Origin of the sequence: Nocardia carnea (assembly GCF_029868325.1) — a bacterium.
GTDB lineage: Bacteria > Actinomycetota > Actinomycetes > Mycobacteriales > Mycobacteriaceae > Nocardia > Nocardia carnea_C.
Window position 1 is genome coordinate 1 of record NZ_JARWNW010000218.1, and the last position, 11,147, is coordinate 11,147.

Here is an 11,147-nt window from a genome sequence, read left to right on the forward strand (position 1 = left end):
TGTGGATAGTTTCATAGAGTTACGGCGGTTATAGCGGCAGGGAAACGCCCGGTCCCATTCCGAACCCGGAAGCTAAGCCTGCCAGCGCCGATGGTACTGCACTCGACAGGGTGTGGGAGAGTAGGACACCGCCGGAACATAATTCCCTCTAGGGGCCCACATTCGTGGGCCCCTAGAGTGCGTTCAGGGATACCTCATCATTCGGCGACGACCGTCCGATCGGCTCGCGTTCATGAACAACTGCCGCAGAGCGCTCTGGCTGCTGTGTCCGGTGATGTCGGTCGGTATCGGCGCCGGCGCGTGCCCACACATACCCGCCGTCGTCGGTCGCGAAAACCGTCACCCGGCCGGTCCACACCGGACCTGCGATAGTAGGTTTCCATTGCGGAATTGAACGCAGTGGCGAACCCCTGCCCGGTAGCGTCCTCGTCCAGATCCATCATCCGATTCTCCACAACGATTCTTCCCCGGTCGTCTACATAGATCTTCCGCTCCAGGATGCCGACGATGGATTCGGCCGAGGTGGTCCCCCTGGCGGATGACACCGGTCCGTTCACCGGTCCGGCGCTTGTGGTCCGCGGCGAATTCGAGAGTGCTGTCGACGATTCGCCCCGACCCATCGCGGATCAGCCGAGAAATCCACACCGGTCCTACCTCCGCGATGCCTGCCGCTGTCGGGCGTGAGAAACGGTCGCCCTCGCCGTTGATTCTGCACCGGCAGGTCGGCCGGGCGGGTATCCGGCAGCGGCGGCCGGTGCCGATACGGTCTGTGTGCCGACGGTCCGCTCGCTGGTCCAGCGGCGATCGTGAGACGACCGGACCGGTCGGCGGCCGCGCGGGGCGATTCGGTGAACAGGGCCTAGACTCTGCCGGATGCGACTCGTGATTGCTCGTTGCCAGGTCGACTATGTGGGGCGGTTGACCGCTCATCTGCCGATGGCTCGCCGGCTGTTGATGTTGAAGGCGGATGGGTCGGTGCTGGTGCATTCCGATGGGGGCTCCTATAAGCCGTTGAACTGGATGAGTCCGCCGTGCTGGCTGGAGGAGCGGGAGCCGGACTCGGCGGCGGGGCAGTTCAAGGAACTGTGGGTGGTGAGCAACAAGGCGGGGGAGGAGCTGCGGATCGGGATCGAGGAGATCGAGCACGATTCCAGTCATGAGCTCGGGGTTGATCCCGGCCTGGTGAAGGACGGGGTCGAGGCGCATCTGCAGGAGTTGCTGGCCGAGCATGTGGAAACCCTCGGCGCGGGGTTCAGCCTTATTCGTCGCGAGTACATGACCGCCATCGGACCGGTGGATCTGCTGTGCCGGGACGCGGACGGGCGGACCGTCGCAGTGGAGATCAAACGCCGCGGGGAAATCGACGGAGTGGAGCAGCTGACCCGCTATCTGGAGCTGCTGAATCGGGACCCGCTGCTGTCGCCGGTGGCGGGGGTGTTCGCGGCGCAGCAGATCAAACCGCAGGCGCGAACGTTGGCCGAGGACCGCGGGATCCGCTGCCTGACCCTGGATTACAACGCCCTGCGCGGGACCGAGAGCAACGAATTCCGGCTCTTCTAAGCTGGAAGGCATGCCACGACGAAAACCGCGCAGCGGGCGTTACGGAGCGCAGCCGCAACGGTTGGGCGCCGGGCTGGGCGATGTCTACCGCCGGACCGAAGCCGGACCCGACGGCGACGAGTACGTGGTGCGGACGGTGCCCGGCGCCCGAGCGGTGAAACGGTACCGCTGCCCGGGCTGCGATCACGAGGTCATGCCGGGGGTCGCGCATGTGGTGGCCTGGCCGGCCGGCGGTGGGGAGGCGGACCGCCGGCACTGGCATAGGGGCTGCTGGAACGGCCGGCGAACCCGTGGGATCACTCGACGGTGGTCCTAGTGCTTGTATCGCAGTGCTGAGCATCGGATGAGCCACCCACCGCTCGGCGACGAGGAAGGCCACTGGGGCGCAGAGGGCCATCACAGCGAACGCTCCTGCTGACCCCGAGGGCAGCATCGACTGGAGCGAACAGGCTCACCACCTCGCGGGCCCACTCGGCGCGGCGATCACCACTCGGTTGTTCGATCTCGGCTGGATCGTCCGAGGCGCAGTGCCGCGCAGCGTCCACGTCACTCCTGAAGGGGAAGCCGGTCTCGCAGCTCTCGTGTCATCTCGACGGTGACGCCGGATCGGCGAGTCCACTCCGCGCAACTACCGGCCCCCGGGGGCGGCCGGTTGCCGGATATGAGGAAGGCCGCCCCCGTGGGGGCGGCCTTCGGAGTGATGTGTCGTGTCGCCGTACACGTTCCGACAGCAGCTCTGAGGGAGCTCTAGTTGCTGATGTCGGCGTTTTCGCGTTCTTCGTCGACGATATCTTCCGACTCGTCTTCGGCGTTCACCTCGGGGATCGCCTTCTGATTGTTACGGCCGGATACCGACTTGTTCTGCCCACTGCCGATCGATTTACGCGGCTGTTCGGGGACCCCGTCGAGCAGTTCGCTCTCCCGGTTGACCGCGGCCAGCATGGCGGGCACCGAATCGAGCTGGCCGCGGATACCGAGCAGCTGGGCCAGCACGCGGCCACGCAGGACGCGCATCTCCTCGGCCAGTTCCTTGGCGTGCGCGATCTTGCGCTCGGAGGTCTGGGTGGCGGAGGTGATGAGGCGGTTGGCCTCGTCGGTGGCGTCCTTGATTCGCTGGGCGGCCTCGGCGCGGCTGGTGGCCTCCAGCTCCTCCATGGCGCGGGTCAGCTTGGTGCGACGCTCGGCCATGGTGACCTCGAAGTCCTGCTGCGTGGCCTTGCGCTTGGCCTCGGACTCCTTGGCCAGGCGCTCGGCCTCGGCCTGGGCGGCTTCGATGATCTTCGAGGATTCGGTACGTGCGTTCGCGAGGGTCTGCTCGTACTCGATTTCGAGGGCTTCGCGCTTTTCTTTGGTTTCGGCGAGCAGCGATTCGTACTTACCGCGCATCTCCGCGGCCTGCTGCTCGGCGATGGAAACCATCTCCGCGGCCTCGGCCTGTGCCAGCGCGCGGACCTCGGAGGCTTCGTCGGAAGCCAATCGCAGCATCCGGGAGATGCGATCGCTCATCCCTTCCGCGGTGGTCGGCGGGACGGACAGCCGGTCGACTTCCTTACGGAGCTCGTCGATTTCGTCGCGGGCATCCTCCAGCTGACTGGCGAGGTTGCGGGCCTGGGCGGCAGCGGCATCGCGGTCGGTGGCGGTGACCCGCAACTCGGCATCGAAACGGTCGAAATAGTTACGTACCTCGTCTTGCGCATAACCCTTGCGCACGACGGTGAAGGGCAGCGCAACGAAGCGATTGCGATCGGACTCGGGTGACGACATGGCCAACAAACTACAGCCTGAGACCGGCCCATGGTGAGCCGACCGGGAATGTTATCGGAGGTACGCCTAACGGTCCGATTACGATACTAGTGCGTAACATTCGGGTCCGGCTCGACCAACTCGACCAGCACACCGCCAGCATCCTTCGGGTGGACGAAATTGATGCGGGAATCGGCGGTGCCACGGCGCGGCGCCTCGTACAGCAAACGCACGCCGCGATCGCGTAGATATGCGGAAACGGCGTCGATATCGGTGACCCGGAAAGCCAACTGCTGCAGGCCCGGTCCGCTGCGGTCGATGAATTTCGCGATGGTGGAGGTCGCGTCCAGTGGTGCCAGCAACTGCAGGGCAGTCGCATCGTCCTCGGCGGCGGGAGCGGACAGCATCGCTTCCTGGACGCCCTGTTCGTCGTTGACCTCGCGGTGGGTTTCGACCAGGCCGAGGTTCTCGGCGTACCAAGCCACGGCCGTGTCCAGATCGGGTACGGCGATGCCGACGTGATCGACTGCGACGACGTAGTCGGCGGGGATGAACTCTGATGACGGGGTAGCGGTGCTCACTCTTCGAACGTAGCGCGTTCCGGTGTGCCGCCGGTGTCTACCCACCCGGAAACCGGCAAGTGATGGCGACTGCCTTCATGTCTTGGCAGGTGATCTGCACAGCCCTGTGGGCCGGAGGCCGGGGTCGGCGGGTTACCGTGGAAGCGTCCGCACGATGCGTTACTCCCGGGTAGCGCGTCCGGTAGGCCTGGACGTCTCCAGGGGTCAATAGGGCCCCGGCCCGTGCCGCCGGAGGCGGCGCCATAGATACAGGAGGCTTGTCGTGACCAACTCCGTGATCGTTGCCGGTGCGCGTACCCCGGTCGGCCGGCTGCTGGGTGGCCTGAAGGATTTCAGCGGCTCCGCACTCGGTGGTGTCGCGATCGCCGGTGCCCTGGAGAAGGCGGGCGTCCGTGGCGACCAGGTCGACTACGTGATCATGGGGCAGGTGCTCACCGCGGGCGCGGGGCAGATTCCGGCGCGGCAGGCCGCGGTCGCCGGCGGTATTCCGATGGATGTTCCGGCACTCACCCTGAACAAGGTGTGCCTGTCCGGTATCAACGCCATCGCGCTGGCGGACCAGCTGATCCGGGCGGGGGAGCACGAGATCGTGGTCGCCGGTGGCCAGGAATCGATGAGCCGCGCTCCGCATATGCTCGAGAAGAGCCGCGAGGGGTTCAAGTACGGCGATGTGACGCTGCGCGACCATATGGCCTACGACGGCCTGCACGATATTTTCACCGATCAGGCGATGGGCGCCCTCACCGAGCAGCGCAACGAGACCGACCCGGTGACCCGCGCCGATCAGGATGCCTTCGCCGCGGCCTCGCATCAGCGGGCGGCCGCCGCGTGGAAGAACGGGGTGTTCGACGACGAAGTGGTGCCTGTCGAGGTGCCGCAGCGTAAGGGCGACCCGGTGCAGTTCCGGCAGGATGAAGGTATCCGCGCCGATACGACCGCGGAATCGCTGTCGAAGTTGCGGCCCTCGTTCAGTAAGAACGGCACCATCACCGCGGGTTCGGCGTCGCAGATCTCCGACGGCGCGGCGGCGGTCGTGGTGATGAGCAAGACCAAGGCGCAGGAACTCGGGTTGAGCTGGATCGCCGAGATCGGTGCCGCCGGGATGGTGGCCGGCCCGGATTCGACGCTGCAGGACCAGCCGGCCAACGCCATCGCCAAGGCGTGTGCCAAAGAGGGGATCGACCCGGCCGACCTGGATCTGGTGGAGATCAACGAAGCGTTCGCGGCGGTGGGTATCGCCTCCACCCGCAAGCTGGGGATCGATCCGGCGAAGGTCAATGTGAACGGCGGCGCCATCGCCATCGGGCATCCGCTCGGAATGTCGGGTGCGCGGATCGTGCTGCATCTGGCGCTGGAACTGAAGCGGCGCGGCGGCGGGGTCGGCGCGGCGGCGCTGTGCGGTGGCGGTGGCCAGGGGGATGCGCTGATCGTCCGGGTATGACGTCCGGTATGACCGGTGTGACCGGTTCGACTACGACACGGCGTAGTGGCTAGGGCACAATGGTGCGCATGAACTTTCTTGGTCTGCGCACCACTGCCGGCAGGTTCCGTTTCTTCGCCGTGCTCGAGGCGCTGTCCTGGCTGGGCCTGTTGACCGGAATGGCGTTCAAATACCTTCCGGAAGAGGGCAACGAGATCGGCGTGAAGATCTTCGGCCCGGTGCACGGTGGCGTTTTCGTCCTGTTCGTCCTGATCGCGCTCGTGACCGCGCGCGAGTTCGAATGGAACTGGAAGACCACCGTGCTGGCGCTGCTGTCCAGTATCCCGCCGTTCTTCACCGTGTTGTTCGAGGTGTGGGCCGTGCGTACCGGCAAGTTCGACCGGCAGGGTGCGGCCGGCACCGAGTCCCCGAAGACTCTCGCCGCCTCGTCGTGACAGACTGGAACCTGTGACTCGACCAGCACCACGCCGTCCTTCACCAGCCGTTGCCGCCGCCATGTCCGGGGCGGTGGATCTGTCCGCCCTGAAACAGCCGCCCGCGGGCGCGGCGGCTGCGGCCGGTGACCATACGGTCACCGAGGCGGATTTCGAGACCAAGGTTCTGCGCCGCTCCATGCAGGTGCCGGTTGTCGTGGTGCTGTATTCGCAGCGCAGCCCCGGCAGCATCGAATTGGTGCAGCTGCTGGAGCGGCTCCTGGGCGAGGCGAACGGCACCTGGGATCTGGCCGCCGTCGAGGCCGAGAGCAATATGCGGATCGCGCAGGCCTTCGGTGTCCAGGGCATTCCCACGGTGGTCGCCGTCGCGGGTGGCCAGCCGCTCGCCGATTTCCAGGGTGGTCAGCCCGAGGATCAGGTCCGGCAGTGGCTCGCCGCCGTCGTCCAGGCGGTGGAGGGCAAGCTCGAAGGTGATCCGAACAGTGAGCCGTCGGAGCCGCCCGCCGACCCTCGATTCGCCGCCGCCGAAGCCCTACTGGAACAGGGCGATTTCGCGGGTGCGGAATCGGCCTACGAATCGATCCTGTCCCAGGAACCGGCCAACGCCGAGGCCAAGGCCGCGCTGCGCCAGGTGAAATTCCTCGGGCGGGCCCAGCAGCTGCCGGAGACGGCGATCGCGACCGCGGACGCGGATCCGGGCAATGTGGCGGCCGCACTGGACGCCGCCGATGTGGAGATGTTCCAGCAGCAGCCCGAAGCCGCATTCGACCGGCTGATCGGCCTGATCAAACGAACCTCGGGCGATGAGCGGGCCACGGTACGCACCCGGTTGGTGGAGCTTTTCGAGCTGTTCGACCAGTCGGAGCCTTTCGTGGTCGCAGCCCGTCGCAAGCTGGCGACTGCTCTCTACTGACGTCGGCCGGTACCGGGCATCAGCTCGGTGTAGTCGCCATCGGCCATGCCTCCCGCGCATGCGCCCTGGCAATCGAGTTCGGCGATCCGGTCCGCCGGGTTTCGGGCGGTCCGGATATTCGGCGCGGACAGCCCGCAGTGCACGGCGTGATCCGGTCAGCGCTGGGGGACCAGCCAGATGACGCTGAGTGGACCTACGGTGAGCCCGGCGGATGCGGGGCGGTCGTGCAGGGGGATGGGTTCGGCGTGGACGACCCCGAGGTTGCCGGCGCCGGTTCCGCCGTACTCGAGGGCATCGGTGTTCAGGATTTCCAGCCAGTCGCCGGGCAGCGGTAGCCCGATTCGGTAATCGGTGTAGGTGTTGCCGGAGAAGTTGCAGACGCAGGCGACGACGCCGCCGTCGGCGGCGTGCCGCAGGAACGCCAGCATATTGGCGTCGCGGTCGTCGCTGCTGATCCAGGAATGGCCGCCGGGGGTGGTGTCCTGGCTCCACAGGGCCGGGTGTTCGCGGTAGCCGCGGTTGAGGTCGGCGACCAGGAGCTGAATACCGCGGTGCAGCGGGTTGTCCAGTTCGTGCCAGTCGAGGCTGTGGTCGTGCCACCATTCGCGGTAGTGGCCGAACTCCTGACCCATGAACAGCAGTTGTTTACCGGGATGGGCCCACATATAGGCCAGTAGCGCGCGGACGCCGCCGGCCTTGGCGAACTCGTCGCCGGGCATCCGGGTCCACAGGGTGCCTTTGCCGTGCACGACCTCGTCGTGACTGATGGGCAGTACGTAGTTCTCGCTCCACGCGTACATCAGCGAGAAGGTGATCTCGTTGTGGTGCCAGGTGCGGTGCACGGGGTCGCGGCTCAGATAGCCGAGCGTGTCGTGCATCCAGCCCATATTCCATTTCATGGTGAACCCCAGGCCACCGACCTCGGTCGCCCGGGTGACACCGGGCCAGGTGGTGGATTCCTCGGCGATCGTCAGCACACCCGGATACGAGCCGTGCAGGCTCTCGTTCAGTTCGGCGAGGAAGTCGACCGCCTCGAGGTTCTCCCGGCCGCCGTGGATATTCGGCACCCACCCGCCGTCGGGGCGCCCGTAGTCCAGGTAGAGCATGGCGGCGACCGCGTCGACCCGCAGCCCGTCGATATGGAATTCCTCGATCCAGAAGCGGGCGTTGGCGACCAGGAAGTTGCGGACCTCGGGGCGGCCGTAGTCGAAAACGTAGGTGCCCCAGGCGGGTTGTTCGCCGCGGTGGGGGTCGGGGTGTTCGTAGAGCGGGGTGCCGTCGAACCGGGCCAAGGCCCAGGCGTCGCGGGGGAAATGCCCGGGCACCCAGTCGAGGATGACGCCGATCCCGTCGGCATGCATACGGTCGACGAAGGCGCGGAAATCGTCCGGGCTGCCGAACCGTGCGGTGGGGGCGTAGTAGGAGGTGACCTGATAACCCCACGAGCCGCCGAAAGGATGCTCGGCCATGGGCAGTAGTTCCACATGGGTGAAGCCGAGGCCGCGTACGTATTCGCTGAGTTGTTCGGCGAGTTCGCGGTAGCCCAGACCCGGCCGCCACGAGGCGAGATGCAGTTCGAACACGCTCAGCGGCGCGCGCGCCGGATCGGTGTGGGCTCTGTCGGTGAGCCAGCGCTGATCGGTCCAGTTGTGCTGTGTCGCCGTGACGACGGACGCCGTGGCCGGGGGGAGTTCGGTGGCGAACGCGAGGGGGTCGGCATGATCGGCGACGCGGCCGTCGGCACCGTGCACGCGGTACTTGTAGCGATCACCGGGCGCGGCCCCCGGGACGAAAACCTCCCACACACCCGAACTGCCGAGGGCACGCATCGGCCAGGTACCGCCCTGCCAGTGGTCGAAATCGCCGAAAACGGTGACACCGCGGGCATTGGGGGCCCACACCGCGAACGACACCCCGGTGACCTCGCCGTCGAGGCCCGGATAGCGGCGGGGATGCGCACCGAGTACCTCCCACAACCGCTGATGGCGGCCTTCACCGATCAGATGCAGATCGAGGTCGCCGAGGGTCGGTAGGTGGCGGTAGCCGTCGGCCAGCACCGTGGTCGGGTGGTGCGGGTAGACGGTGACGACCCGGTAGTCCAGTAGCTCCGGGTAGGGCAGGGTGCCGCCGAAGACCCCGTGGCCCAGCGCAGCCAGCCGATGGTCGGCGCCGCCGACCCGGATCGACACCGATTCCGCTTCCGGCCGCAGCACCCGCACGATCGTGCCGTCCGGCGCCGGGTGGGCGCCGAGCACAGTATGCGGATCGGGATGGCTCCCCGCGGCCAGCAGGAGCAGATCGCGCCGGTTCACCGCAGCGTCTGCCGGTAGGCGAGGCCGGCGCGGGCATGATGCGGCACGGGCGGCAGGGCGATGACGTGGGCGACCGCGCGGGCCGGGTCCAACCGGATGTAGTTGGTCTGCGCCCAGTGGTACTCCTCGCCACTGATCTCGTCGTGCACCACCGGATGGTCGTGCCATTCGCGGCCGATGGCGGGCAGATCCAGGGAGAGCATGCCCTGTTCGGCCGTGAACGGGTTCAGGTTCACCACCACCAGGACGGCATCGCCGGTCGCCGGGTCGATCTTCGAATACGCCAGCAGATTGTCGTTGTCGATGTGGTGGAAATGCAGGCAGCGCAGCTGTCGCAGCGCCGGGTGGCGGCGGCGGATCTCGTTGAGCCGGGTCAGCCACGGTTCCAGGGATTCGCCGCGGGCCCGGGCGTCGGCGAAGGGGCGGGGGCGCAGCTCGTACTTCTCCGAATCCAGGTATTCCTCGCTGCCCGGTCGCACGGGTTGGTGTTCGTAGAGCTCGAAGCCGCTGTAGACGCCCCAGCTCGGCGCGAGGGTGGCGGCGAGGACGGCGCGGATGGCGAACATCCCCGGGCCACCGTGCTGCAGGCTTTCGTGCAGGATATCCGGGGTGTTGACGAACAGGTTGGGTCGCGCCTCGTCGGCTTTCGCGGCGAGTTCGCGGCCGAACTCGGTCAGCTCGTGTTTATGGGTGCGCCAGGTGAAATAGGTGTAGGACTGGCTGAAACCGCGCCGGGCCAAACCGTACAGGCGGGCCGGATAGGTGAAGGCCTCCGACAACAGCACCACATCCGGGTCGGTGCGGCGGATCGCGGCGATCAGCCATTCCCAGAAATCCGCCGGTTTGGTGTGCGGGTTGTCGACCCGGAAGATCTTCACGCCCAGTCCGATCCAATACCGCACCACCCGCAGGATCTCGGCGTACAGGCCGTCGGGGTCGTTGTCGAAATCGAGCGGATAGATGTCCTGGTACTTCTTCGGCGGGTTCTCGGCATAGGCGATCGTGCCGTCCGGCAGGGTCGTGAACCATTCGGGGTGTGCGGTGACCCACGGGTGGTCGGGTGCGCACTGCAACGCCAGATCCAGGGCCACCTCGAGCTTCAGGCCGGCGGCGGCGCGGACGAACGCGGCGAAATCGGCTTCGGTACCGAGCTGCGGGTGGAAGGCATCGTGGCCGCCCTCGGCCGCGCCGATCGCCCACGGGGACCCCACATCGCCAGGACCGGCGGTGAGGGCGTTGTTGCGGCCCTTGCGGTTCACCCGGCCGATCGGATGGATCGGCGGCAGGTAGACCACATCGAACCCCATTGCGGCGATGCGGGGCAGCTCGGCGGTCGCGGTGGCGAAGGTACCGTGCACGGGGTTGCCGCCGGAATCGCGGCCGCCGGTCGAACGGGGAAAGAATTCGTACCAGGAGCCGGTGAGTGCGCACGGCCGTTCCACCAGCACCGAGAACTGCGGTCCGCGCGTCACCAGATCCCGCAACGGATTCGCGCGCAGGATCTCCGCAACCTCATCGGTGAATGCAGGCGCGACCCGGGCGGGCAGCGGTTCGGTGCCGCGCAGCGCCGCCGCCACCGCACGCAACCGCTCGAACTGCTTCTTACCGAACGCCTGCGCCGCCCGGTCGAACAGGCGCGCCCCGATCTCCAGATCATTGGCAAGATCGGGTGCGCTCTGCCCGACCGCCAGTTTCGCCTCGACCGCGGACCGCCAGGTCGCGATCGAATCGGCCCAGCCCTCCACCCGGTAATGCCACAGGCCGGGCCGGTCGGGGGTGAAGATGCCGTTGAACACGTCGGGTTCGTAGTCGGGAGTCATCGAGACCCGGACGGACCGCGTCGACCCCGGTGCGCGGACCGCCAGGCTCGCGCCGACGGCGCCGTGGCCGTCGCGCCATACGACGGCCCGCACCGGGAACACTTCCCCGACCACCGCCTTCGCCGGATACCCTCCGGGGATATACGGGGCGGTGTCATCGATGGCGATGCGGCCGGTCATCCACGCGATGATATTTGCGGCGCCTCCGGCGCCGCGGGTTGGGGGGCCGGGGAGGGGTAGGATAATTCCCACGCCCCCGCGACCCCGAACTGGAAAGCCAGGGCATTCCGCCGGATTCGCGTTTCGACCCGCCTCCCGGTAACGCCCCCGCCGCCGCAACGAC

Annotated in this window: 9 protein-coding genes and 1 rRNA gene; 6 read left to right on the forward strand and 4 right to left on the reverse strand. The window is 67.2% G+C overall.

Annotation, left to right across the window (positions count from 1 at the left end):
* Nucleotides 1–20: 20 nt before the first annotated feature.
* The 3 genes from rrf (at nt 21) to QH196_RS18305 (ending at nt 1,876) form a co-directional block, all read left to right on the forward strand.
* Nucleotides 21–137 (forward strand): 5S ribosomal RNA (gene rrf / locus QH196_RS18295).
* Nucleotides 138–873: 736 nt separating this feature from the next.
* Entirely contained in the window at nt 874–1,560 is a 687-nt protein-coding gene (gene nucS / locus QH196_RS18300; protein ID WP_280417016.1) for an endonuclease NucS, read from the forward strand.
* 10 nt (nt 1,561–1,570) lie between these two features.
* Nucleotides 1,571–1,876, forward strand: a complete 306-nt coding sequence (locus QH196_RS18305) for an ATP/GTP-binding protein (RefSeq protein ID WP_280417017.1) — start codon at nt 1,571–1,573, stop codon at nt 1,874–1,876.
* Nucleotides 1,877–2,307: 431 nt separating this feature from the next.
* Here the strand turns inward: QH196_RS18305 and QH196_RS18310 are convergent, their stop codons facing one another.
* Complete coding sequence (locus QH196_RS18310) at nt 2,308–3,324, reverse strand: hypothetical protein (RefSeq protein ID WP_280417018.1); 1,017 nt, start codon at nt 3,322–3,324, stop codon at nt 2,308–2,310.
* 86 nt (nt 3,325–3,410) lie between these two features.
* Nucleotides 3,411–3,884, reverse strand: coding sequence for a methylmalonyl-CoA epimerase (mce, locus tag QH196_RS18315; RefSeq protein WP_280417019.1), 474 nt, complete (start codon nt 3,882–3,884; stop codon nt 3,411–3,413).
* A 262-nt stretch (nt 3,885–4,146) separates the two neighbouring features.
* Here mce and QH196_RS18320 point away from each other — a divergent pair, with 262 nt between their 5' ends.
* The 3 genes from QH196_RS18320 to QH196_RS18330 all read left to right on the forward strand — a co-directional run bounded on the left by QH196_RS18320 (nt 4,147) and on the right by QH196_RS18330 (nt 6,672).
* The gene (locus QH196_RS18320; protein ID WP_280417020.1) at nt 4,147–5,325 is read left to right on the forward strand and encodes an acetyl-CoA C-acetyltransferase; all 1,179 of its coding nucleotides are present in this window, start codon (nt 4,147–4,149) and stop codon (nt 5,323–5,325) included.
* Between the two features lie 68 nt (nt 5,326–5,393).
* The gene (locus tag QH196_RS18325) at nt 5,394–5,759 is read left to right on the forward strand and encodes a DUF3817 domain-containing protein (RefSeq protein ID WP_378753579.1); all 366 of its coding nucleotides are present in this window, start codon (nt 5,394–5,396) and stop codon (nt 5,757–5,759) included.
* A gap of 61 nt (nt 5,760–5,820) precedes the next feature.
* Nucleotides 5,821–6,672, forward strand: coding sequence for a tetratricopeptide repeat protein (locus QH196_RS18330; protein WP_280417024.1), 852 nt, complete (start codon nt 5,821–5,823; stop codon nt 6,670–6,672).
* Between the two features lie 155 nt (nt 6,673–6,827).
* On the opposite strand, the gene glgB is transcribed toward QH196_RS18330, so the two are convergent.
* Together glgB and QH196_RS18340 are read right to left on the reverse strand one after the other, a co-directional pair.
* On the reverse strand, nt 6,828–8,984 hold the full coding sequence (gene glgB / locus QH196_RS18335) for a 1,4-alpha-glucan branching protein GlgB (RefSeq protein ID WP_280417022.1): 2,157 nt from the start codon (nt 8,982–8,984) through the stop codon (nt 6,828–6,830).
* Complete coding sequence (locus QH196_RS18340) at nt 8,981–10,984, reverse strand: alpha-1,4-glucan--maltose-1-phosphate maltosyltransferase (RefSeq protein ID WP_280417023.1); 2,004 nt, start codon at nt 10,982–10,984, stop codon at nt 8,981–8,983. The genes glgB and QH196_RS18340 overlap by 4 nt, the downstream gene beginning before the upstream one ends.
* Nucleotides 10,985–11,147 lie beyond the last annotated feature (163 nt).

What these genes read in the sequence shown, in the direction of transcription:
- nucS (WP_280417016.1), top strand. Translation starts at nt 874, where the DNA reads ATGCGACTCGTGATTGCTCGTTGCCAGGTCGACTATGTGGGGCGGTTG.
- QH196_RS18305 (WP_280417017.1), top strand. Translation starts at nt 1,571, where the DNA reads ATGCCACGACGAAAACCGCGCAGCGGGCGTTACGGAGCGCAGCCGCAA.
- QH196_RS18310 (WP_280417018.1), bottom strand. Translation starts at nt 3,324, where the DNA reads ATGTCGTCACCCGAGTCCGATCGCAATCGCTTCGTTGCGCTGCCCTTC.
- QH196_RS18325 (WP_378753579.1), top strand. Translation starts at nt 5,394, where the DNA reads ATGAACTTTCTTGGTCTGCGCACCACTGCCGGCAGGTTCCGTTTCTTC.
- QH196_RS18330 (WP_280417024.1), top strand. Translation starts at nt 5,821, where the DNA reads ATGTCCGGGGCGGTGGATCTGTCCGCCCTGAAACAGCCGCCCGCGGGC.
- QH196_RS18340 (WP_280417023.1), bottom strand. Translation starts at nt 10,984, where the DNA reads ATGACCGGCCGCATCGCCATCGATGACACCGCCCCGTATATCCCCGGA.